At 65.5% G+C, this 25,196-nt stretch carries 17 protein-coding genes, 2 tRNA genes and 1 pseudogene; 8 read left to right on the forward strand and 12 right to left on the reverse strand.

Annotated features, from left to right (window positions below; genetic code table 11):
• Nucleotides 1–192: 192 nt before the first annotated feature.
• A pseudogene (locus ACZ6S0_RS46480) lies at nucleotides 193–1,475 on the forward strand (IS701 family transposase).
• Between the two features lie 646 nt (nucleotides 1,476–2,121).
• On the opposite strand, the gene ACZ6S0_RS46485 reads toward ACZ6S0_RS46480, so the two are convergent.
• The 6 genes from ACZ6S0_RS46485 to ACZ6S0_RS46510 form a co-directional block, all read right to left on the reverse strand.
• Nucleotides 2,122–2,454 carry a hypothetical protein gene (locus tag ACZ6S0_RS46485; protein WP_465926342.1) on the reverse strand — a complete coding sequence of 111 codons (333 nt, stop codon included), beginning with the start codon at nucleotides 2,452–2,454 and terminating at the stop codon, nucleotides 2,122–2,124.
• A 54-nt stretch (nucleotides 2,455–2,508) separates the two neighbouring features.
• The gene (locus ACZ6S0_RS46490; protein ID WP_465926344.1) at nucleotides 2,509–2,745 is read right to left on the reverse strand and encodes a hypothetical protein; all 237 of its coding nucleotides are present in this window, start codon (nucleotides 2,743–2,745) and stop codon (nucleotides 2,509–2,511) included.
• A gap of 304 nt (nucleotides 2,746–3,049) precedes the next feature.
• The gene (locus tag ACZ6S0_RS46495) at nucleotides 3,050–3,553 is read right to left on the reverse strand and encodes an ATP-binding protein (RefSeq protein WP_465926346.1); all 504 of its coding nucleotides are present in this window, start codon (nucleotides 3,551–3,553) and stop codon (nucleotides 3,050–3,052) included.
• An 82-nt stretch (nucleotides 3,554–3,635) separates the two neighbouring features.
• Complete coding sequence (locus tag ACZ6S0_RS46500; protein WP_465926348.1) at nucleotides 3,636–3,950, reverse strand: hypothetical protein; 315 nt, start codon at nucleotides 3,948–3,950, stop codon at nucleotides 3,636–3,638.
• Between the two features lie 179 nt (nucleotides 3,951–4,129).
• Nucleotides 4,130–4,528 carry a hypothetical protein gene (locus tag ACZ6S0_RS46505; RefSeq protein WP_465926350.1) on the reverse strand — a complete coding sequence of 133 codons (399 nt, stop codon included), beginning with the start codon at nucleotides 4,526–4,528 and terminating at the stop codon, nucleotides 4,130–4,132.
• Nucleotides 4,529–4,627: 99 nt separating this feature from the next.
• Complete coding sequence (locus ACZ6S0_RS46510) at nucleotides 4,628–4,948, reverse strand: hypothetical protein (RefSeq protein WP_465926352.1); 321 nt, start codon at nucleotides 4,946–4,948, stop codon at nucleotides 4,628–4,630.
• A gap of 193 nt (nucleotides 4,949–5,141) precedes the next feature.
• On the opposite strand from ACZ6S0_RS46510, the gene ACZ6S0_RS46515 reads away from it, so the two are divergent.
• Complete coding sequence (locus ACZ6S0_RS46515; protein ID WP_465926354.1) at nucleotides 5,142–6,419, forward strand: helix-turn-helix domain-containing protein; 1,278 nt, start codon at nucleotides 5,142–5,144, stop codon at nucleotides 6,417–6,419.
• A 770-nt stretch (nucleotides 6,420–7,189) separates the two neighbouring features.
• On the opposite strand, the gene ACZ6S0_RS46520 is transcribed toward ACZ6S0_RS46515, so the two are convergent.
• The gene (locus ACZ6S0_RS46520; protein WP_465926356.1) at nucleotides 7,190–7,594 is read right to left on the reverse strand and encodes a ketosteroid isomerase family protein; all 405 of its coding nucleotides are present in this window, start codon (nucleotides 7,592–7,594) and stop codon (nucleotides 7,190–7,192) included.
• Between the two features lie 302 nt (nucleotides 7,595–7,896).
• Between ACZ6S0_RS46520 and ACZ6S0_RS46525 the strand changes: the two genes are divergently transcribed.
• From ACZ6S0_RS46525 to ACZ6S0_RS46535, 3 genes are all read left to right on the forward strand, one after another.
• The gene (locus ACZ6S0_RS46525) at nucleotides 7,897–8,151 is read left to right on the forward strand and encodes a hypothetical protein (RefSeq protein WP_465926358.1); all 255 of its coding nucleotides are present in this window, start codon (nucleotides 7,897–7,899) and stop codon (nucleotides 8,149–8,151) included.
• Between the two features lie 1,248 nt (nucleotides 8,152–9,399).
• Entirely contained in the window at nucleotides 9,400–17,478 is an 8,079-nt protein-coding gene (locus tag ACZ6S0_RS46530) for an RHS repeat-associated core domain-containing protein (RefSeq protein WP_465926360.1), read from the forward strand.
• Entirely contained in the window at nucleotides 17,478–18,305 is an 828-nt protein-coding gene (locus ACZ6S0_RS46535) for a colicin immunity domain-containing protein (protein WP_465926493.1), read from the forward strand. The genes ACZ6S0_RS46530 and ACZ6S0_RS46535 overlap by 1 nt, the downstream gene beginning before the upstream one ends.
• A 69-nt stretch (nucleotides 18,306–18,374) precedes the next feature.
• On the opposite strand, the gene ACZ6S0_RS46540 is transcribed toward ACZ6S0_RS46535, so the two are convergent.
• From ACZ6S0_RS46540 to ACZ6S0_RS46550, 3 genes are all read right to left on the reverse strand, one after another.
• On the reverse strand, nucleotides 18,375–19,439 hold the full coding sequence (locus tag ACZ6S0_RS46540) for an integrase core domain-containing protein (protein WP_465926362.1): 1,065 nt from the start codon (nucleotides 19,437–19,439) through the stop codon (nucleotides 18,375–18,377).
• Between the two features lie 242 nt (nucleotides 19,440–19,681).
• Nucleotides 19,682–19,757, reverse strand: a tRNA-Lys gene (locus ACZ6S0_RS46545).
• A gap of 49 nt (nucleotides 19,758–19,806) precedes the next feature.
• Complete coding sequence (locus tag ACZ6S0_RS46550) at nucleotides 19,807–20,961, reverse strand: acyl-CoA dehydrogenase family protein (protein WP_465926364.1); 1,155 nt, start codon at nucleotides 20,959–20,961, stop codon at nucleotides 19,807–19,809.
• Between the two features lie 434 nt (nucleotides 20,962–21,395).
• Here ACZ6S0_RS46550 and ACZ6S0_RS46555 point away from each other — a divergent pair, with 434 nt between their 5' ends.
• Nucleotides 21,396–21,689 carry a PspC domain-containing protein gene (locus ACZ6S0_RS46555; protein WP_465926366.1) on the forward strand — a complete coding sequence of 98 codons (294 nt, stop codon included), beginning with the start codon at nucleotides 21,396–21,398 and terminating at the stop codon, nucleotides 21,687–21,689.
• Nucleotides 21,690–21,742: 53 nt separating this feature from the next.
• Here ACZ6S0_RS46555 and ACZ6S0_RS46560 read toward each other — a convergent pair whose 3' ends face one another.
• Entirely contained in the window at nucleotides 21,743–23,026 is a 1,284-nt protein-coding gene (locus tag ACZ6S0_RS46560) for an MFS transporter (protein ID WP_465926368.1), read from the reverse strand.
• A gap of 109 nt (nucleotides 23,027–23,135) precedes the next feature.
• On the reverse strand, nucleotides 23,136–23,486 hold the full coding sequence (locus ACZ6S0_RS46565) for a metallopeptidase family protein (protein WP_425568524.1): 351 nt from the start codon (nucleotides 23,484–23,486) through the stop codon (nucleotides 23,136–23,138).
• 180 nt (nucleotides 23,487–23,666) lie between these two features.
• On the opposite strand from ACZ6S0_RS46565, the gene ACZ6S0_RS46570 reads away from it, so the two are divergent.
• The gene (locus tag ACZ6S0_RS46570; protein WP_465926371.1) at nucleotides 23,667–25,079 is read left to right on the forward strand and encodes a metallophosphoesterase family protein; all 1,413 of its coding nucleotides are present in this window, start codon (nucleotides 23,667–23,669) and stop codon (nucleotides 25,077–25,079) included.
• Nucleotides 25,080–25,152 (forward strand) — tRNA-Glu (locus ACZ6S0_RS46575).
• The last annotated feature ends 44 nt before the right edge of the window (nucleotides 25,153–25,196 follow it).

The following is a 25,196-nucleotide window of genomic DNA, read 5'->3' on the forward strand; positions in this document are numbered from 1 at the left end:
ACGCCCGTGCCCAACCGAAGACCAGCTTCGCCGCCACTTCACCCATCCGAAGCTGGACCAGTTACCCGGCCAAGGTTGCGTGACGGGCCACTAGTACTCCAGTGACGCTTCGCGATCTCGGGCGTTGAGGTGGCATGAAGACGGCCACCACGTGATCATTCGGAGTTTGTGAAGACATCTGAAGATCGCGTGATGGCCGTGGCCGACACTCTAGACCCTGACGGCTGGATGGTCACCTTCAACGACCTGATGAGCCGGATCGCCGGCAGGTTCAGTCGCGTCGAGCCAGGTCGCGCCGCCACCGCCTATGTCCGTGGGCTGCTGTCCGACCTCGAACGCAAGAACTGCTGGAGTCTGGCCGAGCACGCCGGGCTGACCGGCCCGCAGACCATGCAGCGCCTGCTGCGCACCGCGCGCTGGGACGCCGACGCCGTACGCGATGACCTGCGCGGCTACGTCGCCGAGCAGCTCGGCGAGGACGGGGTGCTGATCGTGGATGAGACCGGCTTCATCAAGAAGGGCCGCGACTCGGCCGGGGTGCAGAGGCAATACACCGGCACCGCCGGGCGGATCGAGAACAGCCAGGTCGGCGTGTTCCTGGCCTACGCCACACCGCGAGGGCGGGCGCTGCTGGACCGCAGGCTCTACCTGCCCGAGCACTCCTGGCTGGCCGATCCCGGCCGATGCGCCGCGGCCGGGGTGCCCGAGCAGGCCGCGTTCGCCACCAAGCCCGCCCTGGCGGCCGAGATGATCGCCGATGCGCTGGATGCCGGGCTGTCGGCACGGTGGGTGAGCGGTGACGAGGTTTACGGCCAGGACCCGCGTCTGCGTGCCCTGCTGGAACGGCGCCGCCTCGGCTACGTGCTGGCGATCGCGGGCAACCGGCGAGTGAGCCTCGACGGCGCCGATCACAGTGTGGCCGACATCGCCGCCGGCGTGGCCGATCGGCACTGGCACCGCTACCGCGCCGGCCAGGGCGCCGAGGGCCCGCGCTGGTACGCCTGGGCGTGGGCGCGCATCGACGAAACCACCGCGCGGGATACCGGTGGCTGCTGATCCGCCGCAATCTGACCACCGGCGAGCTCGCCTTCTACCGTTGTGGCGCGCCCACGCCGATGCCGCTGATGACCTTGGTGAAGATCGCGGGTGCCCGGTGGGCGGTGGAGGAGTCTTTCCAAGCGGCCAAGGGTCAGGTCGGGCTGGATCACTACCAGGTGCGCGGCTGGACGGCCTGGCACCGGCACATCACGTTGGCGATGCTCGCCCTGGCCTTCCTGGCCGCCATCGCCGCCACCCAGCGCCCCTGCGACGAGGAGCACACCGCGCTGACCATGCCCGAGATCCGCCGGCTGCTGGCCGTTCTCATCCTGGCCCGCCACCGCACCATCCGGCAGGTTCTGCACTGGTCACAATGGCGCCGCCGGCATCAAGCCACCGCCCGACGCTGCCACTACCAGCACAGATCCCAACCATGATCGCGAAGTGTCACTGGAGTACTAGCCGTCACGAGGCCAGGGAGAGTTGGCCGGAGGCCGGTCAGTCGCGCGACTGACCGGCCTCCGGCAGAGAGGAACTCGTGCGGGTAAGGGAGGGGTGACGCTGCCTGGTGAAGGGCGCATCTGAGTCTTACCCGCACGGGTTGAGCCCGGCAGCGGCACACGCTTGAGGGGGATGCCGCTGCCGGACGTCTGTGGGTGGGGCGGTCCCTCGCATCGCGGCTCTTGGCTTCCGATGGTTTCCGCGATTGTCCCCAAGGCGAAGGGACCGCCCCGGGTGACGATCAGGCGTACGGGGGGAGGCCGTGATCATCACCGTGTGGGTGACCTACCGGGGGTTCTTGAAACCGGCCTGCCACCAGGTTTGAGAAAGCGTTGAGTAGGACCGCGCGTCATCCTCAGCGTTCGCCCGACAATTCATCGGCACTGCAACCCACCTCAGCCCGTTCCGTCAGCGGGTAACGCTGGATGAAAGCGGGCCATGCGCCCGAGCGCGGCGGCGCGGTGCGGCCGGTGGGGATGGCCCGAAGGGGCGCGACCCGGCCATTGATCCGCTATTACCGGGGCGCCGGATAGTGGGCATCCGTACGCGGCACCGGGCATCGGTCGTGTCGCGCTGAGCGGGCTACGCGGTGGTGGGTGAGAGCGCGTTCGGGGGTGTTGCGGCCAGGACGTGGCAGATGCGCTCGGCTGCTGTGGCGAGTTGGGTGACCTCGGTGATGGGCTCGTTCCATGACCACGAAAACAGCCATTGGCCGTGTCGCGGTGCGGCGGAGATGATCTCGGACAGGGCGGTGGCTTTGGGGTTGATCACGCGCAGGCGCGGTAGTCGGTTGTCCTGGGTGAGCAGGCGAGCGTGCAGGCCGAGGCTCTGCAGCGCCTCTTGTAGGTTCTCGAGGTGGGTGGAGGCTTCGGCGGCCACAGCGGCGGGCACCGCGGGGGCGATGGGGTTGGGCATGGCTGACTCCGAACATGGGTGGATGGCTGCTGGGGGAGGGAGAGGGTCTGCTGTTCACGGGGCGGGCGGGGAGGGCGGCTGTGGGTGTTCGGGATGTGGCCGGTCGCGGTGGGCGGCTCGTCGTGCCAGGTAGACGGCCCGCAGGCTGGCCCCGAGGCAGGCGATCAGCAGGCCCACGACCAGGCCTTGAGTGATCGGCTTGGTCACACTGTCGGGGGCCAGCAGGGCGAAGGTGACGTAGCCGGCGGTCGACAGCAGGGCCAGCACACTGATCATCTTTTGGTGCGACACGATAAGGACTCCATTCATGGGGGAAGCGGTATTGCGGGAGGGGCTGCTCGTGCTGCGCGGGGATCAGGGGTCGAACAGCGAGCCTGAGCAGCTCGGGTTTGGGGCTTGCTGGCGGCGCCAGAGCAGGGGGAGTGGCCCCAAAGGCACTCGGCTCGAGGACGAGCAGTGCGACGATTACCCACCTGGAGATGCAGGGGGTGGCGGTGATCCAGCCGGCGCAAGCGGCGGCGGCGATCACGAGAATGGGTATGAGCAGACGGTGATGGGTGCGCAGTGGTTCTCCGGGAGTGAGGCGGAGGGCCGGTTAGGGTGGGGCGCTGAACAGCTCCTGCAGTTGCGCCGGGGTGGGGTGGCGGTCGAGGTGGCACCAGACCAGGCGCAGTCTTCTGGTGGGTGTCTGGTAGCTTCCCCATCGTCCGCGCGACAGGCGTTGCACGGTCGCCAGCCCGCGCCCATGCTCGGAGTACGGATTGGGTGTCTGGGGTGGGATGGTGGGCGGGGTGGTACACGCTGATCCGGGATCGGTTACCGACAGCCGGAGGTAGTCCGGTGCCTGCGACAGGTCGAGCGTGATGACGTCGGTGTCGGTGTCGTCGCTGGTGCTGGAGGCGTCGGAGTGTCTGACGGCGTTGGTGACCAGCTCCGATGCCGCCAGGGTCACGATTTCCCGGGCGGGATGCTCGATGGTGAGCCATCGGCCGATCGCGTCGCGGGCCAGGTACGGAGCCCGGTCGCTGAGCGCGAGCCGGAGGGTGCCGAGTTCGTGAAGTTCGTGAAGATCGACCCGTGTGGGTGGGTAGTAGATCACCGTGTGTGTCTCGCTCGTTCTCGATCGTCAGCGCGCGGGCGTTTTCAGGTGGCGGCGGGTGTGCCGCGTGTGATCTCACAAGTCATGCGGGCTCCCGCAGATCGATGATCTGCTGTGACGTCTTGTTGTGCTGGTGCTCGACCCACCACAGGCGCCGGTCAGCCTCGGCTCGGCCGTCCCACTCAGCAGGGCCGCCCTTCTTGGGAGGGCGCACGTGCGCGGGGCGGGCACGCCCGATCCAGGTGTAACCGGCCGCGTTGCCGTTCGCCCAGATCGTGTAGTCGCCGCCCGCGATGGTCTCGGCGTTCAGGACGATCGGCCGGCTCGTTGCGAGCAGCCGAGCCACGATCACGTCGGCGTTGCACTGTGTGCACTTCTGCGGGCCGGTGGAGGTCACAGCCGATCTCCCGTGCATAGGGTGTGCGGCTCCCCGAATGGACAAAGTGATCGCTTCCGGTGGCGCGGCGGCGGAAGGCCGTACGGGGTGTGGGCCGCGTCGCCGCCGCGCCGGCCAGGTCCCGGGGCAGATCTCCAGCGGATCTCCAGCATCGCCCCGGCCCGTCTCATAGGCCAGCGTCAGAGAATGGTGCCGAGCCTGCGCCAGTCGTTGCCGGGCCTGCGAATCTCGCCCGGGTGCTGCTGGTCGCGGACGCTGTAGGCGTCGTGGTCGTTGACCCTGGCGTACTCCAGTCGCGTCTCCTCGGCCACCTCGTACCGGTCTTCCTCCACGTCGATGTCGTGGAGGTCCTCGTCCGAGGAATCGCCTCCGGGGCCGCGGCCGAGGAGCGCGCCCAGCGTGCGGAAGTCGTCACCGGGCCGGCGGATCTCGACCTGCGGCCGGTCCTCGTCGCGAACGGCGTAGTCGTCGCCGTCCCCGATCGCCGCATACTCGATGCCCGTGCCATCAAGCAGCGTGAACTTGGCCTCATCCACGGCTACCGCCCACAGGTCGGGCTGAATCGATCTGGCTGTCATGAAAGTTCTCCCTTACGGTTTGGTTCTTCGATGGCGCCGGACACGAGGCCCGGCCTGGTGCCCGGCCCGCAGCCTGCCCCACACGGCGGGCCGAGGGCTTCACGGGCGGGGACCGGCCAGGCGCTGGACGATCGCCTGCTGCGTCGCCAGTACGGCCATGAGAGCGATCGGGTCGCCTCTCTGAACCTCCGGCAGCACGCGAGCCCTGGCGGTCTCGAGCGTCAGCACCCAGTGCGGGCGAGCCGTCCCAACACAATGGTCTGACGAGTCGAGCCCGTACCAGATATCCCAACTCTGAAAGGCGGTGCGCAGGACGGAGAGTTGGAGGTCCTTCAGATCGAGGTGGAGCAACGCCCTGGTCTCAGGGTCATGGGTCGCGAGATCAGTGAGAGCGTGCAACTCGGCATTGACGAGGGACATTCGAAGGCTCCAAACGTGGACCGCATGCGTATTGAGGTGCGCCGAAGTGATTCAGTGCGACGTTTACGCCGTTCAGCAGTAGCGTGGCCAGCACAGGGAGTCGCAGTCCATATTTCGCGTTGGACACACGTTCCCCGCCGTTCCCTGGGCTGCGGGGAAAAGTAGGGAAAAAGATCTCGGGCGCACGGAGGCGATGGTGGGCGAAGAGACGTTCGGGCAGGTCCTGCGCCACCTACGCGGCAACCGCACCCTGGGAGCGGTGGCGAATGCGGCGGGTATCTCCACCAGCTACGTCTACAAGCTGGAAAACGGGCAGAGGAAGCCAACCCGTACAGTGATCGAAGCGCTGGAAGCCGCGACCAATGCGCAAGGCGCGCTTATCGAGGCATCTGAGAGAAATGAGAATAGATCAGCTCCAAATGCGGAGATTCTCCCTTCTGTCGCCCGACTGAGTCCAGTGCGTACTCTGGATATAAACGACCAGTACGGGGAAACCGGGGAGGATGCCACGGAACGCCGACGGCTGTTCGGGCTAGCTGCCAGTGTGGGAATCGTCGGCTTCGACGAGATCGTTCGACAGGAACTCGATCACACGACTGATCGACCTCGCAGTGCCGAGGACTGGGATATCGCACGGGCCGATCACCTGCACGCCCTGCGCACACACCCACCCGCCCAGGTCATCAAGGGCCTGTCGATCGACCTCTACGCCCTTCGACAGCAGATGCACACCACGTCCGGTGACGAGCTGACCGAGCTGTACCGAGTGGCGGCCCTGCTGGCCGTCATCCAGGCCAACGCACTGACCCGGGTCAGCGACCACGGGGCTGCCATCCGCTGGTGGAGCACCGCTCGTAAGACCGCTGACGCCTCCAGAGACCTTGAGCTCCGTCTTCTGGTTCGCAGCGAAGAGGCAATTCACGGTCTGTACGGGCAGCGAGAGCCTGAGACCGTCCTACGGCTGATCGAGAATGCTCACCAGATCAGTCGTCGTCCATGGCCTCGGCTCATGACCGCCAGGGCCAAGGCGCTGGCGCTGCTGAATCGTTCAAAGGAAGCGGCCGGTATCCTGCGAGATCTCCATGATCACATGGACAAGGGGATCGCTGGCGATCGCTGGGACTTCTTCAAGCCGGATCAGATCCCGTTCGCCGAAAGCTGGGTAGCCGCCTACTCGCACAACGAGGCAGCGGCAGACGCTGCTCGCGACTGGGTTCTTCAGATCATTCCCGAGCGGTCCTACCAGTACCGCATGAATGCCAAACTCCATGAGGCGATCAGCACGGCTGCGCTTGGCGGAGGGGATGAGGGCGCCAGACTCGCAGCCGAGCTGATCGACTCGCTGCCCGCCGGCTTCCAGACCAACCACATCCTGGAGACGGCGCGCATGGTCCTGCGCGCGGTACCGCTAGAGCAGCGGGACCGGCCGGCAGTAGGAGAGTTGCGCTCGCTGCTGGCCATCGAGGCCTGACTGGCGGGCACGTTATGAAAGACGACCCCCACCATCCGGCGGTTCCCGGTCGAGGTCGATCAGCGTGTCCGGCGGCCGTTCGCGCTCACGATCCCGGGCGACATCGACCACGGCCTCCGTTTGACCGAGATCAGGGCCAGCGTGCTCGCGTGACGGGCGGCCTTACGCTGGGTGCGAGATCCCACGACCCGCGGTGTACGGCATGTTCGATGTCGAAGCACCATCAGCTCCGCATCCTTGGGCACGTCGCGGGGTAGCTGAAGAGCGGGCAAAGACAGCAGACGCCACGTACATCGTGAACAAGATCACGAAACATGATCCCAGGCAAGCAGGATCAGCGACTCAGTCCCCTCGACCCTGCCGCCCGGAGACGTCTCTGCGCTGGAAGTGATTCGAGTTTTTGAGCCCCACAGGGTCCATCACCCACACGTTCCCGCCCACGCCCTTCACGGTGGGCCGGGACGCCGACCGGGAAGAGGCCCGCCGGAGGCAGGGCGAGATTCCGGGGATCGGACGGTGGACGATCGGTTATGTCCTCATACAAGGCTTCGGCGACCCTGGCCTCAATCGTTATCTTGGGTTATTCGATCTTCTCGCAGGTCAGAGCGAGGTGATCTTGTCAGGCATGTAAGGGATGCAGACCAAGTATCGGTGAAAGGGCAGTCCCCTGGTCGGCCCGGAACTCCCAGAGCTGCAGCGGATCCAACCGCGAGGCCCCGAGAGGGAACTGAACTCACCCGGAATAGAGTTCAGGCAACAACTATCAATCATCAAGTTATGAAATCAATCATATTGATGATGGCATAGCCGATGTAGTACGCGCCGTCATCCTGCATGAGCACGAACGTGTCGGCGAAGTGTAGCGACAGTTCACCACTTGGGTTGAACACCCCTGTCGCCACAGCGAGTAGGGAGCCGTCTGCCATGGGTAGCACGTCGATGGGCAGGTAGACGTCGTGCTTGATGCCCTTGTCGCTCCAGGAGTTGATCTCCTGGAGCTTCTGCACGATGCTGTCCACGCCTACGACCTTGTCGGAACCGTCGATCCTGTTTTCTGTATAGATCAGAACCGAGCTCTCCCGGTACATGCTCCCGATATCTTTGAAATTCGTATCGAACGTTGAGTAATAGGACTCGATGAACTGTGTGGCTTCGGATGCATAGTCTTCGCCCACGGTCTTCCTTTCAATTGCGCCTCAGTTGGACCTTCATACCTGGAGGCTGGAGAGTTCTGGCAGCACAGCCGGCTGGACGTCCCCTCGCCCCCTAGCGATGGTAACGATCATCCTTCGACACCCCCACCCCCTTTTGCGATGGAATGGAAGGCGCTCCGGCCAGGGGGCGGGCGCAGCCGGCCAGGTTGAGCGGCGGCTCGCTGCAGCTCTGGGAGCTCCGGGCCGACCAGGGGACTGCCCCTTTCACCAGTACTCCACCCCCCAGGCGGCCACACGCGATCGAAGACCGCTTACCCCCGTAGATGGCCTGGATCGCCGCCGCGACCTTCGGCTCCGGCTCCGGCCACGGCATCGGCTGCATCGACATCGCCGCCTCCATCCACCCCGACAGCCAGGACGAAGATAACGACGACTGCTGCCACACCGTTCATGATCAGGACAGGCACCATCAGATCATGAACCGGAGCCACCAATCCGAGTTAACCAGCAGAGTCCCAGGGGAGGTCAAAACGGCAGCCACTGTGAAGGCGAGCGAACTCGACCGAAAGGCGGCTTGACCAGCGCTTGGACGGGTCTGCGGACAAGCCGGGCGTGTCCTTCCCGCCAACCCCTTCTACCCGGCCCTTCTGATGGGTGTTCTGCAAGTCTGGCTTTACGATCCGGCCTGATGCGCCCGATCGCCGACGACGCAAACCGGCACAGTTCGCCCTCGCTGTCGGCCCGCCGATGTGCCGGACGTGTGCCGAAGAGCATGTGACGAGCATGAACTCGGCCATCTCCGCCTCGCAGAAGAGGGTCGAGAATCGAGAAAGTGCAGGTCAGATGGGGTATAGGGTGGTAGGGCGCCCGGGGCTCGAACCCGGAACCTACGGATTAAAAGTCGGCAGCTTTTATATCAGTCAACATCTAAACGTGTTTTATTGTATCGCTCAACCCGTAAATGTCCACCTTTGCAATGTCCAAGAATATCGCCCGATGGTAAGCCGTGCCGCGGGCCGAAGAGCACGTTTCGAGCATCCGGTCGTAGCGTTCGCGGGGACCCGCTCTCGATTGCGTTGCCTTGACTACTGGGTTTGTCCCATAGATGGCGGTTTGCGATGGGGGCATTAATGCCGTGAGTATCTCGGTGGCGAAGACGCCCCGCGGACACCTCGAGCCAATTGCTATGCCAAACTCTGGGTGCGCACCGTTCGAGTCGGATGCACTGCCCGGACGCTGATCCACGACGAATGCCACCTTCGATCAGTGTTGGGGAGTGAGCCGAGTGCTACGGCGGGCATCGGCCGCACCAGTCTCTCCACCAACGTCCACCTGATCAAGGCAAGCGGATTGTGGTGCCAATGGAAGGCCAGATCGAGCCCCGTCGAGTGCTGAGCGGAGCGGTCAACGAGTGCTACTGGGCGGCCTTGCTCACCCGAAGAAGCGCCAGCTCAGGCCATGTGCACATGCGGTACCCGTTGACATGGCTTGGCTCACGTAACTCAAGTTTCTGGCGGCGCGGGTTGTTGTGTGGGTGCTGGTGACCCCTTGTGCGTGGTTTCATCTGGTACGTCACCTTCCGTGCTTGTTGTATAGCTAGATTCGCTCTTGTTGGCTGATCTTGCGCTGGTTACGATTTGCCCGTTTGGTAACTGCTCCGAGCCGCACGAGTCGGGAAGCTCGCTTCTCGCCGGGTGGGGTGGAGCGACGTCTGGCACCCGGTGTGGTGTGCCTCGTTGTGGTTCGGAGCGTGACGGCGTATGCGCCGGAATTTGGCATGGGCTCGTTCGCGGCGCCGTTTTGTAGGCGTACGCCTGGGGATCTTTTTGGCGCTGTTGCCTGGTGTGACGCAGGTTGCCGTTTTACCTGTGGTCGCGTATGCGGGGGATGCTGCTGCGGCGGTGCAGAATGCGCTGGCTGTGCCGGATACACCGCAGCAGCGGATGGGTGTGGGCCGTGGAGGCTTGCCGCCGGTGGTGGCGGCGGAGTCGACGATGGCTTCTGTTGCGGCGCAGAGTGGGAGCGGCGCCGGCGAGGTCAGGTTGCCGAAGCAGGTCAGTGGTCCGGACCTGGCCTCGCGCGAGCAGGGCATGGTGGCGGTGGAGCGTGACCTGCCGGCGGGGGTGGCGCGGGTCGAGGCGCAGGACGCGTCGGCGGCGGGCGCTCCGGTGGTGAAGGATATGTGGCCGCTCAGCGGCGCGATGGCGGTGTCGGCGACGCCGACGCTGCTTGCGCATGCCGAAGGCGGGACGGCGCCGTACCGGTATGACTTCATGGTGTGCGCGGCCCCGGACGGCGACTCCGCGGTGAGCTACGAGTCCGAATATGATCTGTGGTGTTTTCGGCGGGATCCCGATGGGACGTTGCATGGGCCGGCGGCGTCGTCGGGGCAGCTCGAGCCCGGGGTGAACAGTTGGAAGGTCCCGGCGGGCAAGCTCAAGTGGGGCGTCACCTATGCGTGGAAGGTGACGGTCACCGACGCGGCGGGGACGGCGGACACCTCGGTGTATCGCACGTTCGTTACGGGTGTGCGGCAGCCGTCGATCGGCTCGCAGTTGGCCACCCGGGATCGTAGCGGGCAGGAGTTTCAGGCGGTTTCGGGTAACTACACCACCACGGTGGTGGATGCCTCGGTCGCGACCGCTGGGCCGGCGTTGTCGGTGGTGCGTACGTACAACAGTATGGACGCGCGTCGTGACGGCTTGTTCGGTACCGGCTGGTCGACCCGTTTCGACATGCGCATCGTCGCGGAGTCGGGTGCGAGTCTGCTGGTGACCTATCCCGACGGCCGCAGATTACGGTTCGCGGCAAAGGGAGGCGGTGCATTCCAGCCGCCGCCCGGCATGCACGCCACGCTTGCCGAGGTGCCCGGCGGTGGGTGGAGGTTGATGGACAAGACCTCCACCGTCTACCACTTCAATGTTCAGGGTCGGCTGGTCAGGGTTGTGGACGCCCGCGGGCGGGCCGAGGATCTCACCTATGACGGTGACGGCAAGCTGGCCAAGGTCACCGGTGTGGGTGGCCGGTCGTTGACGTTCACCTGGAGCGGCGCGCATGTCGGCAGTGTGTCCACCGACGCGGTCGACGGTGCGTTGCTGACGTGGACGTACACCTATGACGGAGACAGGCTGGCCACCGCCTGCAGCCCGGGGGAGACGCCGAAGTGCACGACCTACGGTCATAGCACCGGCTCGCAGTATCGGGGCCTGGTCGAGGACGATGAGCCGGTGGGCTATTGGCGGCTGGGCGATCCGTACACCGCGCCTGCTCCCACACCGACGCCCACCGACCCGCGATGCGAGATCAGCCCCATCTTCTGCGGGCCGATCGGGGGGAATGCGGAGATCCGCGACCTGGGGTGGGGCGCGGGGCCGGCTGGTTACAGCGGGGTGTCCCTGCGGGAGCCGGGTGCGTTGGCCGGGTCGACGGACTCCGCGGCCGGATTCACCGGTCAATCCAAGGTGACGCTGCCCGACAGTGTTGTAGCTCGTCTGCAGGACCAGTTGTCGCTGGAGCTGTGGTTCAAGACCACCTCCTCGGGCATCCTGGCCTACACCGCGTCGCAGATGCCTCCTTCGGTCCCCTCCTTGGTCGGCCCTGGCACGACGGTGTTGTATGTCGGCACCGACGGCAAGCTGCGTGGTCAGTTCCGTACCCTCAATGCCGCCGGTTCGCCCATCTTGTCCCCTATCACCTCGCCGACGGCGGTCAACAACGGCCAATGGCATCACGCGGTGCTGGCCGGGTCGGGCAGCTCCCAGACCCTCTATCTGGACGGGATCGCGGTCGGCTCACTGTCCGGCAAGATCGACCACAACTGGATGGCCTACACCTCGCTCGGCCATGGCCTCACCAGCGGTGGCTTGCCGGCCGGCAAGCCGCTGGGGCCGGGCGATCTGGTCACCACCGAGTGGGGATTCGTCGGTAGCATCGATGAGGTCGCCCTCTACGACCGTGCTCTGGGCACGGCGGATGTGGGGGAGCATTACGCGGCCCGGCTCGCCGCCCCGCACCTGCTGTCGAAGATCACTCTGCCGTCGGGCCGGATCTGGGCGGAGAACACCTATGACGGCGGCAAGGACCGGCTGCTGACGCATACCGATGAGCACGGCGGTCTGTGGAAGATCGCCGAGCCGAGCCGGATCGACCCCAAGACCGGCCTTGCGGTCGTCACGGTGACCGATCCGGCCGGCAAGGACCTGCGGCTGGAACGCGACGCGTGGCGCGGCTACCGGATGACCGCCTATACCGACCAGAGCGGGTTCAAGACCACCTTCGAATACGATGCCAACGGCTATCCGCGGTTGGTCAAGGACCCGAACGGCGTGGTCACCCGGACCGGCTACGACGATCGCGGCAATCTGTGGTATTCGGTGCAATGCCGGGTCGGCAGTTCCGGCGGGCAGCCGTATGCGTGCTTCGGGCTTCCGTCCCCGGGCGATCCGCCGGCGTTCAACCACCGCTGGTACAGCTACCAGGTCAATAAGGACGACGAGTTCGACCCGCGTAACGACCGGCTGACCGCGGTCCGCGACGGACGCTCCTCTTCCGGGGCTGACAACACCTACGCCACCACGTTCGAGTACGACCAGTACGGCGATCAGAACAGGCAGACCACCCCGGCCACGCTGGACTTCCCCAACGGCCGCTCAGCCACCATCGCCTACACCGACGGCAGCGAACCGGCCGCAGGCGGCGGTAACACCCCGGCCGGGCTGGTCAAGAGCCGCACCGACCCCAAGGGCAACTCCACCGCCTTCCGCTACACGGCGGCGGGGGATCTGGCCGAGCGCACCGATCCGACCGGTCTGGTGACCGCCTACGAGTATGACGCGCTCGGCCGGGTCATCTCGCAGACCGAGATCTCCGACGCCCACCCGGACGGGGTGAAGACCACCTTCACCTACGACGTCGCCGGCCGTCCCGCCTCGCAGACGGCACCGGGCGTGAAGAACGAGATCACCAACGTCACGCACACCGCCCAGACCAGCTACACCTACGACGCGGACGGCAACACGCTCACCGCGACCGTCACGGACCTGACCGGCGGCGACCAGGCCCGGACCACCACCTACACCTACGACACGCACGGCCGCCAGGAGAGCGCCACCGACGCCGAGGGCGGAGTCGTCCGCACCACGTGGAACACGCGCGGCTTACAGGACACCGTCACCGACCAGCTCGGTTCGGTGTTCGGCTACACCTACACCGAACGCGGCGAGCCGGCCACGAAGACGTTGAAGAACTGGACCGGCAGCCCGGTCAACCCCCAACCGGCCAAGGAAATCGTCCTCGAATCGTTCTCCTACGACCCTGCCGGGCGACTGGCCGCCCACGCCGACGCGATGGGCCGCAAGACCTCCTACAGCTACTACGACCACGACCTGCTCTATCGAGCGATCGCCGATGACGCCAACCTCAACGACTCCACCACGCCCACGGACGTGGTGCTGGAGGAAAACACCTACGACGCGGCGGGCAACCGCACCAAGCAGGTCACCGGTGACGGCATCACCACCACCGACTTCGTCTACGACGCCGCAAGCCGTCTCACCTCGGCCACGCTCGATCCAGCCAAGCTCAAACGCAGGACCGCTTTCGCCTATGACGCCAACGGTCTGACCACGAAGGAGACCCGCACCGGCGGCGATAGCGGCCCTACGGAGATCACCAGCTACTCCTACAACGCCGCCGGGATCAGGACCGGGCAGACGATCGAGAACGGTGACCAGGACCTGACCACTACCCGGACGGTCGACGACCGCGGCCTGACCAGCGCCGTCACCGACCCACGCGGCACCGCTGACGGAGCCACGAAGGCGGACTACACCACCGAGATGCGCTACGACGCGCTCGGCCGCCTGGTCGAGACCAAGGCGCCCAGTGCGCAGGTGGACAAGGCGGGTGTGAACTCGGCCACTACTCGGCCGGTCGTCCGGGCCGGGTACGACACTGTCGGGAACCAGACGCACACCGTCGACGCGGAGGGCCGCACCGTCACCACCGCCTACGACAAGGCGGGTCGTGCGGTGAGGCTGACCATGCCTTCCTACGCCCCGCCCGGCGGCACCGCGGTCACCCCGTCCATTGCAAAGGGTTACGACGCGGCGGGCCGCCAAATCTCCACCACCGACCCGCGCGGCTACACCACCACGACCGACTACGACGCGCTCGGCAACCCTGTCCGCCAGACCGACCCCGGGCCATCCGGGCCGGGCGGAGTGTGGATCAGCGAGTTCAACCGGGCCGGGGAGCAGTTGGCCGGTGTGGATCCCAACGGTGCCCGGATCGAGGCCACCTACGACGACCTCGGCCGCCAGATCACCGAGACCACGATCGAACGCAAACCGGCCCCTGCTGCTCACACGACGAAGCTGACTTACAACGACGCGGGCATGCTCACCGCCACGGTGGATCCCCGGGGTAAGTCCACGACGTACGCGCCGAATGCCGCCGGTGAGGTCGAGCGCACCACCGATCCCGCGCAGAACACCACGACCAGTACCTTCGACCTGGCCGGGCGGCCGGTGCGGGCCATCGACGCCACCTTGAGAGCCAGCGAGACCAGCTACGATCTGGCCGGCCGCCCGATCGGGGTCAAGGACCTCAAGCTCAAGGATCTCAACGACACCGGCACGGTGCTGCGTTCGGCCAGCTACGGCTACGACCTGGCGGGCAACCCGATCAGCCAGACCTCGGCCGAACAGCACACCACCAGGCAGAGCTTCGACGCGCTGAACCGGCTCACCACGCTCACCGAACCTGTCTCCGCGAGCGAGGAGATCGTCACCCGGTTCGGCTACGACGCCAACGGCGCCCGCACCAAGCTGACCGACGGCCGCGGCAACACCACCTGGACCAGCTACAACAGCCTCAGTCTGGCCGAGAAGGTCATCGAACCGGCCACCAGCCAGCACCCGGCCGAGGCCGACCGCACCTGGACCTACAGCTACGACCAGGCCGGCAACAACACCGGCATCCTCCAGCCCGGCGGCGTGCAGATCACCCGCGCCTTCGACCACCTCAACCGTCTGAAGCAGGAGGACGGCAGCGGCGGCGGCGCGGCCACCGCCCAGCGCACCTTCGGCTACGACCCCGCCGGACAGCTCACCACAGCCGGTGACTACACCCTCGAATACAACGACCGCGGCCTGCTCACCAAGCTCACCCAGCCAGCCGGCCAGCCCGTCACCATGGCCTACGACGAGGCCGGCAACCTCGCCCAACGCGTCGACGCCGCAGGGACCGCCACCTTCACCTGGGACAACGCCAACCGCGTCGCCACGGCATCGGACCCGGTCACAGGACGCACCTGGACCTACGGCTACGACAAGGCCAGCCGCGTGGAGAGCCTCACCTCCACCAACCCGGCCAACACCCAGACCTTCGGCTACGACGACATAGGCCGTCCCGCCTCACAAACCCTGAAGAGCAGCACCGGCACCGAACTAGCGAAGATCACCTACGGGTGGGACCTCGACGACAACCTCACCACCAAGACCACCACCGGCCTGGCCGGAGCCGGCACCAACACCTACGCCTACGACCACGCAGGCCGACTCACCTCCTGGACCACCCCCGGCGGCACAGTCACCGCATACGAATGGGACGCCGCCGGCAACCGCACCAAGGCCGGCAACAAGACCTACACCTACGACGAACGCAACCGCCTCACCTCCGGTGACGGCACCGACTACACCTACACTCCGCGCGGCACCACGGCCACCAGCACCAAGGCGGGCACCACCACCCAGCTCACCTTCGACGCCTTCGACCGGCTCATCGCCGACGGCGACAGCCTCTACGCCTACGACGCCTTCGACCGCGTCACCTCCCGCATCACCGGCACCACCAAACAGACCCACCACTACGCCGGCCTCAGCAACGACCTGGCCGCCATCAGCGTCAGCGGCAGCACCCAAGCCAAATACGCGCGCGACCCCTTCGGCGCCCTCCTCGGCCTCCAAGAAGGCACCGACGCTGCGACCGCCACTCTGAGCGACCTCCACGGCGACCTCGTCGCCACCCACACCGGAACCGCCCTCACCAGCTCCACCGCCTACGACCCCTTCGGCGCGGTCACCGCGCAGACCGGAACCAAGGCCAGCCTCGGCTACCAGGGCGAATACACCGACCCGGACACAGGCAAGGTCAACATGCACGCCCGCTGGTACCAGCCCGGCACCGGCACCTTCACCAGTCGCGACACCGCAGATCTCAACCCCAACCCCTCCGTCCAAGCCAACCGCTACACCTACGCCAACGCCTCACCCCTCACCGGCACTGACCCCACCGGCCATTACACCGTCATCGACAACGGCTCCCTCGCCGGCGGCTACACCAGTTCCTCAGCGTCAAGCGGCGGCGGAGGCACGTGCATTGGCAGCTGCTACGGAGGCGGCGGCGCGGTCGAGGTGTGTTCGGCCTGTCTTACCGCAGGGGAGATCGACTGGAACGTTGTCCTCGTCATGACCACGGACGACATGCGCAGACGGGGTCACCTGCCCAACGGAACACCGATCACAGAAGACTTCTGGGGGCTCTTGAAGGAGGACATCGATCAGATCATCGAGGTGGCATATCTCGGAGCAACCGACGATGAAATTGACATCCTCATTCGATACGCCAAGCACCGGTGGAGGCAGCAATGGGAAAAGGACGGAAGACCCACACCCGCGGGTGGGGCTGCTGTGCCGGTCGACGAGCAGATCACCGAATGCCAGAAGGCGCTGACCACCAAGCAGTGCTCCGAGATGCTGGAAGCAGCGGCACTATTGGTTATGGCGGAGAAGTACTACAACGTCTGTGCTGGTCCTAGTGCGAGCGCACGGGCATGGACTAATGGGGACTGCCAACGCCTGGTCGACGCGCTTGGCCTAACCCCTGAGCAGAAGGCGCAGCTAGCGAGTGAGAAAGCTTGGGACGAGTTCAAGAGCTTCTGGACTGGCGTATACGATACCTTTGTAGGGGACTTTAAGGCTTGCTTTAATGGAAGCGCCGTGGGATGCTTGTTCGCTGCGTCCAACTTTATCCCGGGCGGGGCTTTCGTTCGCGCAGGAAAATTTCTTGCCAAATTCCCCAAAGTTCAAAAAGCAGTGGTAGCCGCAGGGAATGCGTGCACGACGAGCAGCTTCGTGCCGGGAACCCTGGTTTTGATGGCAGACGGAAGCCGCAAACCGATTGAAGACGTACGCGTCGGAGACGAAGTCTTGGCTGCCGACCCCACCACCGGGGGAGTGGTGACCAAGAAGGTCACCTCGCTGATCAACAGTTTCGGCATGAAGAACCTGATCGAGATCACCATCACGGTCGAGCGCGAGAGTGCAGTCGATCATCAGTCGATAATTGCAACGGCCCAGCATCCCTTCTGGGTCCCTTCTCTGCAGGAATGGGTTGATGCCACCTATCTCCAGTTAGGAGCCTGGCTTCAGACAGCAGCGGGAACCTGGGTTCAGGTTGACTCGGTCCGACGATGGACTGCATTACAACACGTCTACAATCTCTCCGTCGCCGATACTGAGACCTATCACGTATCTGCTGGTAGTGTAGATGTTCTTGTCCACAACGCTTCGCCTTGCCGTGACGCCTGGGCAAAGTTCGCTAACTTCACAAATCAGGGCACGCTTTCTAAGAAATATGATGCTCACGCTCGCGATTTCGGCATGACTGCAAGTAGGAACAAGGCTAACCTAAAGGAATTCGAAGCTAGGCTAAGAGCGCACATGGTTGCATCTGGAACTAAAGTCTACAGATTTAACTATAGAGGTCAGGGCCAGGCGGTCGGTTTCATAGATCCTGCTTCAGGAAAGATGGTGATGTTGCACACGAACGGAACCTTCTGGAGTGCATATAGACTTGGAAGTAAGCAGTTCGCTGGCATTGTCGATAAAGGGTATCTGTGGTGATGGATGCAGAGCGTGCCGAAAGCGAACGTCGCCAGATGGTCGCTAAGCTTGCTCGGGTGCTACAGGAAGGGGCGCACAGGTTCAGGAAAGAGTGGGTGGATGTCGGTACTAAGGTGGTAGTACCCATCCTGGAGACCTCGCTCAGCGAGGGGGGGCTGCTAGGTCGGGCGTGCGCTGGGGCCCGACAGTTGGGTGTGACCTATGCATGGGTCGCTCCGATTGAGCAGGGTCGTGTAGTCAATCGGATTTTCCAAGTGGATATGTCACCTTCTGCGCTTTCCGTCGCCTTCCCCGATCGTCACGAAAGCGCTATCTTCGCCTTGCCCGATCTGGACAATGCTATCCTGCTTACAGGGGCTGGATACTCCATGCTCGCTGGGAGCTACACGTTCGTTCGAGCCTGTCTGGATTGCGGGATCGACGAAGCTCGCGCGCGATTCTTTCGATATGCTCGCCGACTTGCTGAAACGTATCCGGGCATCATGGATGTGGCGAGCGAATATCGCCCGCACTGGCAATCGTGGCGTTCGCCGCATGAGGTGCATCCCGAGTCGAATACTGCGCTACAGCTCAACTTGATGCGGTCGTTTAGCCAAGGACAAATAGAGATTTCGCTGTTCGTTTCAGAATGGCTGTCGGCGCGACGGCAAGCGCTGGATGAGGGCGAACGACTTCATCCTCGATTCGACGAACTCATGAACGACGTCTTCTACGCCATCGATGACTATGCCTTGGATCCGGGGCTTCGCGACGAGAATGATATCTCTGATGAAGAGCTTCGAGACTGCGTAGAAAAAGCTTTGCGACATCTTAAGCTGCTTGGTTAGTTTTTGGCTGTCCCTGTACTACATTCGTAGATTCGGTGGAAGCGTGTGGGTGCCGAATACCGTGTCACCTCATGCGACCTGGGAGTATTCGTGTAGTAGGCCACTGAGCCGGTCTCTTCGAGTGACCGTGATGTCGGCATCGATAGGTTCGGGCAGCGCCCGCAATGGGCTGGCTTGATCCAGCGCCCGGTGCGGCCGGTGCTCATTGAAATGGGCCTCGTACTGAGCGAGGACGGTGCGCAGGTGCGCGGTGTTGATGACGAGGATCCGGTCGAGGATCTCGCGGCGTACGCTGCCCACCCAGCGCTCCATGATCGCGTTCATCCGGGGAGCCTGTGGAGCAGTGAGCACCACGCGGATGCCCTCCGTTTTGAACACCTCATCGAACAGAGCGGTGAATATGCTGTCCCGGTCTCTGATCAAGAATCGGAAGTCGCCGGTTCGATCGCCCAGGTCGAGCATGAGGTTGCGGGCCTGCTGGGCAACCCAGACGGCGGTCGGATTCGCCGTGACCCCCAGCACGTGGACACGGCGAGTGGCGTGCTCGACGACTGCGAAACAGTACAGTCGGGCGAGTGTGATCGTCTCCACCTGAAAGAAGTCAGCGGCCAGGATTCCAGACGCCTGGGCCTTCAGGAACTGAGTCCAGGACGGGTCGCTGCGCTGGGGAGCCGGATCGATTCCGGCCTTCTTCAGAATCGCCCATACGGTGGCAGGGGAGACCTTGCGACCCAGGCCGGCGATCTCTGCGGCGATGCGCCGGTATCCCCAGATCGGATTCTCAGCGGCCAGGCGCAGCACCAAGGCTCGGATGGTGGGCCGGGTCGGTGGTCGCCCCGGCTTGCGCTTGGGATGGGTCCACCGTCGCTTCACCAACTCGGCATGCCACCGCAGGAGCGTCCGCGGTGTGACGAACAGGTGGTGTCGGCGGCGTCGGGGCAGTAGCCGCGCCAGCGCGGAAAGGATCGCTCGGTCGGCCCACGATGGCCGGGGAGCGGCGACCTGGCGACGAAGGACCGCGAGCTGGTGGCGCAGTACGAGGATCTCGATGTCTTTCGACGTCTGTGATCGAGCGAGCAGCGCGATCCAGCCGAACACCCGCAAGACGATCATGTACAGCAGCCGTAGAGCCATGCTGCAATCCTGGCGGAGCCGAGCCGCCGAGCACGGCAAAACTCCAGATCAGGCTGTGTGACATGATTTTCGGCACCCACACGATACCCGGCAGCGCAAACCGGCTCATTTCGATCTCGCTGTCGGCCCGCCGATGTGCCGGACGCGTGCCGAAGAGCATGTGACGAGCATGAACTCGGCCATCTTCACCTCGCAGAAGGCGGTCGAGAATCGAGAAAGTGCAGGTCAGATGGGGTGTAGGGTGGTAGGGCGCCCGGGGCTCGAACCCGGAACCTACGGATTAAAAGTCCGCAGCTCTGCCAATTGAGCTAACGCCCCCAGCAACAGCAAGGGTACAGAGGTTACCGTCCTGTCCGCGACGCCTCTGTCACCGGTAAGCCGCCAGCCCCGTCAGCGCCTCTCCCAGCACCAGTGTGTGGATCTCCTGGGTGCCCTCGTACGTGAGGACGCTTTCCAGGTTGTTCATGTGTCTGATCACAGGGTACTCCAGCGTGATCCCGTTGCCGCCCAGGATGCTGCGGGCCTGGCGGGCGATGTCCAGGGCGGCGCGTACGTTGGCCAGCTTCCCGAAGCTGATCTGCCGGGGCTCCAGTTTGCCGGCGTCCTTGAGCTCGCCGAGGTGGAGGGCCGTGAGGCCGGATTGGGCCAGGCCGACGTACATCCAGGCGAGCTTCTCCTGCGTCAGTTGGAAAGCGCCGATCGGCTTGTCGAACTGGACGCGGGTCTTCGCGTAGTCCACCGCCGCCTCGACGCAGGCGCGGGCGGCGCCGACGACGCCCCAGAGGATGCCGAAGCGGGCCTCCGACAGGCAGGACAGCGGTCCGCGCAGCCCGACGACGCCGGGGAGGGCGGCCGAGGCGGGCAGGCGTACGTCGTCAAAATAGAGGGAGGAGGTGACCGAGGCCCGCAGGGACAGCTTCTTGTGGATCTCGGGGGCGGAGAATCCTGGAGTGGCGGTCGGTACGACGAAACCGCGGACGCCCTCGTCCGTCTGCGCCCAGACGATGGCCACGTCGGCGATCGAGCCGTTCGTGATCCACATCTTGGAGCCGTTCAGGATCCAGTCGGATCCGTCCTTCTTGGCATAGGTACGCATGCCCGCCGGGTCGGAGCCGTGATCGGGCTCGGTCAGGCCGAAGCAGCCGATGGCCTCACCCGCGGCCATCCGGGGCAGCCACTCCTCCTTCTGCTCGTCCGAGCCGTAACGCCAGATGGGGAACATGGCCAGCGACCCCTGCACCGACACGAACGAACGCAGCCCCGAGTCGCCCGCCTCCAACTCGCGGCAGGCCACGCCGTACGAGACGGCGTCCGTGCCGGCGCAGCCGTATCCCTGCAGGTGCATTCCCAGGAGCCCGAGCGAGCCGAGGGCGGGCGCGAGTTCGCGCGCCGGGAAGGTGGCCTCCTCGAACCAGTCCCCGACGTACGGCAGGACGCGGTCGGCGACGAAGGACCTGACCGTGTCGCGGATCAGTCGCTGGTCGGCGTTCAGCCGGTCGTCCAGGCGCAACAGGTCGTCCATCACGGGTCCTCTCCTCAGATCCTCAGACAAGCGACGTGGACACGTTAGACGTGGACAAGCCCAGGGACAAAGTAGTCGACGAGCTTGTGGACAAGATCGTGGACTGACTCTTGGGTGCTCAGGCTTGCGACTTCAGGCTAAAGGATGTCGAGGCCGAGCATCTTCCGGACGCCTGGGCAACTTCCGGGGTGCCGGGCGACGGTGCCGGGCGACCTCCGCGGGCTGAGCGACTTCCGGGGGTGAGCAGCCTCAGGGCTCAGGGCTGAGCGACCTCGGCCGTGTGCCCCGAGCAGGAACGCACCCCACCCGCCCCACGCTCCCCGAACGTCGGCGCACCGCCCCACAAGCGCGCACTCACCGCACAGGGGGCTACCAGGGTTAGGCCAGGGGGAATCCTGATGTGCGGACGCGCGCCCGCCGGGCAGTCTTGGGCTATGAGCGAATACAACGTCAAGAAGCTGCGCCGGACCCACAAGGGCAGGATCATCGCGGGCGTCTGCTCCGGCGTCGGCGAGTACGTGGGGATCGACGCCAACATGGTACGGATCGCGCTGGCGATCGCCACGCTGTTCGGCGGCGTCGGCGTCGGCATCTACGCGATCGGCTGGCTCCTCATGCCCGACGAGGAGCACGAGACGTCGATCGTCCAGGACCTGATCAGCAAGCAGCAGGAGAACAAGGCGACGTCGTCGGACTGGAGCAGCGAGCAGCAGCCGCACCAGAAGTGACGTGATCAGGCGGTGACGTGATCAGGCGGTGACGTGATCAGGCGGTGACGTGATCAGGCGGTGGCCTCGGCACCCACCTGGGCGGTCTTGTCGCGGGCCTCGGTCCACATCAGGGAGAGCACTGCCGCGCCGATCACCCCGGCGGCCCCCGCCAGCGCGACGACCGGCTCCGGGCCGAGTCGCTCCGCCGCGAAACCGCCGACCAGGATGCCGACCCCCTGTACGGCCATCAGCCCCGACTGCACGAGGCCGAACGCCTGGGCGCGACGTTCGGCCGGTACGTACTGGACGAAGGCGGCATTGGCCGCGAGCTGGTACGCCCCGCCGACCCCCGACAGGACCCACGCCGCGAGCACCACGGCCAACGGCGGCCGTAGCGCGGTCACGATCAGGGGCGCGCAGCTCAGGACGGCCATCCACCCCATGAGCCGCAGCCGCCGCGGTGGCGAGACGAACCTGCTGTACAGGAACGCCCCCACCACCGTCCCGGCCGGCATGGCGGCCATCAGCAGGCCGGTGATGACGGGCACCGGCAGCCCGTCCGTGGCGAGCCTGGCCGCGTAAGGCGCCGCGATGCCCTCCGGCAGGATGTAGAAGCCGCAGAGCCACGCGAAGAGCACGAGCGTCCGCAGATGCCGCGAACCGAACACCAGCCGGGCCCCGGACGCCGTCATGCTCCACATGGACAGCTTGCCGTCGTGCTGGTGGGCGGCGGGACGGCGGCGTACGCCCGAGATCAGGATCAGCGCCGATGCGAGGAACGTCGCGGCGTCGAGGGCGAGCGCGCGGTAAGGGCCCATGGTCGCGATGAGCGCTCCGCCCGCGGCGAAACCGAGCATCTGGACGGCCTGGTTCGTCATGTTCTGCAGAGCAGAGCCCAGGACGTACGCGTCGCCTTCGAGCACCTCCGGCAGCAGCGCCGCCCGCGCGGCCGAGAACGGGGCGCCGAGCAGCACCACCAGGAACACCAGCGCGCACAGCGACCAGAACGGCATGCCGGGCACGGCCATCACGCCCACCAGCACGGCGCGTACGAGGTCGCAGGCCAGCATGACGCCCCTGCGGGCGAACCGGTCCGCCAGCCCGGCCAGCAGCGGCCCGCCGACGATCGAGGGCAGGTAGGTCAGCGCGTAGACCGCCGCCGTGGCCAGCGCGGACCCCGTGCGGTCGAAGACGAGCACGGCGAGCGCCACCTGGGCGAGCTGGTCGCCGAGGAGCGACAGGCCCTGGGCGTACCAGAGCGACCGGAACTCTCCGACGGCGATGACTTCCCGATATGTGACTTGTGGTGCTTCTCCGGCACGGCGATGCCGTCCCGGCGGCCGTCGTGCCCGCATGGCCCCCATTGGACTCCGCTGTGCCTGACTCAGGGTGCTCGCTATGTCACCTAAGGTGCCCGACCGACGAGTTGACCGCAACCCAAAGCAGCCAACCAAAAGCAAAGGGTTACCAGCCCAATTCGTGAAGCCTGGCGTCGTCGATGCCGAAGTGATGCCCGACTTCATGCACGACCGTGATGCGCACCTCGTCGACCACGTCCTCCTCGGTGTCGCAAATCTGACATATCGGATTGCGGTAGATCTCGATCCGGTCGGGCAGAACAGCGGAGTACCAGTCGCCGCGTTCGGTGAGGGGGACACCGGTGTACAGGCCGAGCAGGTGGGGCTCCGGCGGGTCATCGACGACCGTGACGACGACGTTACTCATGGCGCGGGTGAGGTCTGGGGGGATGGTGTCCAATGCCTCGGCCACGAGTTCCTCGAACTTCTCCCGCGTTACCTCGATCACACTTGCCATTCTGCCCCGTCCGTCAGGTAGGCAAGAAACTGTATGAAGTTCGCGCACAGGTCAAAGGCACTCCTTCGATCACGCGGCTCGAGGACGGTGGCGGTTCTCCTCGTGGCCGCAATCGGTGCTTGGCTGGGTATCTTCCTCAGCGGCACCGTCCACGCACAGGTGGGTCCGGTGGAGACCGGAATGTCCCTCCGCCCCGCCTGGGACGGCGAGACGGTCGTCGACGCCAGCCCGCTCGGCACGCTCACCTTCCGCACCCACGACGCGCCGCTCAGGCTGCGCATCACGCTGGAGAACATCGACCAGGAACGCGCCAAAGCCCTCCTCGAGGACCCGCGCCTGGCCGACCGCCTGCCCGGCGTGATCGAGACCGACCTGCTGGACGGCGTGCGCGCGCTCATCATCCGCTCGCTGCTCTGCGCGGGGGCGGGGGCGCTGCTCGCCGTCCTGATGGTCTTCAGGCGGCCGAGAGTGGCCCTGGCGGGCCTTCTGGCGGCCTCCGTGGCCCTGGCCGCCACGGGAGCCCTGGCGGCCCTCACGTTCCGTCCGAGATCACTCGTCGAGCCGCGCTACTCCGGACTGGTGGCCGCCGCGCCGTCCCTGGTCGGCAGCGCGGAGGCGATCGTGACGAAGTTCGAGTCGTACCGGTCGCAGCTCACCAAGCTCGTGACCAACGTCTCGAAGCTCTACGAAACGGTCTCGACCCTCCCTCTGTACGACGCCGACCCCAAGACCATCCGCGTCCTGCACGTCTCCGACATCCACATCAACCCCATCGCCTGGAACGTCATCCGCTCACTCAAGGACCAGTTCGCCGTCGACCTGATCATCGACACCGGTGACATCTCCGACCACGGCACCAAGGCCGAGAACAAGTTCGTCGACGAGATCAGCGGCCTCAAGGTCCCGTACGTGTACGTCCGCGGCAACCACGACTCGATGACCACCCAGAAGGCGGTGGAGAGGCAGAAGAACGCCATCGTCCTGGACGACAGGTCGCAGAAGGTGGCCGGGCTGACCATCTACGGGCTCGGGGACCCGCGCTTCACCCCCGACAAGTCCGTGCCCGTCAACTCGACCCCGCAGGCGCTCGGCCAGTTCGCCCGCGCCCACCTCGCCGGGGTGGGCGAACCGGACCTGATCGCCGTACACGACCCCGACGTCGGGCGCGGCTTCTCCGGCGTGGCCCCCATGATCCTGGCGGGCCACACGCACGACAGGAGGACGAGCATGCTGCCGACGGGCACCCGCATGCTCGTCCAGGGCTCGACGGGCGGGGCCGGCCTGCGCGCGCTCGAACACGCCCAGCCCACCCCCGTCCAGGCGTCCGTCCTGTACTTCGACAAGGAGACCCGGCGCCTGCGGGCCTGGGACGACATCACGCTCGGCGGGCTCGGGGAGCAGTCGGTGTACATCCAGCGTCACGTGGAGCCCAACCCGCAACGTATGATTTCCCCGGAGCCAACGAACGGCCCGTCTCCAACGGGATCGATCACTGGCACCGGGTCACCGACCGCCGGTTCGTCGCTTTGGCATCAGGGGCAATCGTCCCCTATGCTTCAGAGGTCTCCGACGGAAGGCGACAGGGAATCCTGAGCCCCCATCGTCTAGCGGCCCAGGACACCGCCCTTTCAAGGCGGCGGCACGGGTTCGAATCCCGTTGGGGGCACTGCGAGCGCCTGGCGCACCGCAAATCGGCTGGCCAAAGGTCAC

This window comes from Nonomuraea sp. NPDC051298, from assembly GCF_055586305.1.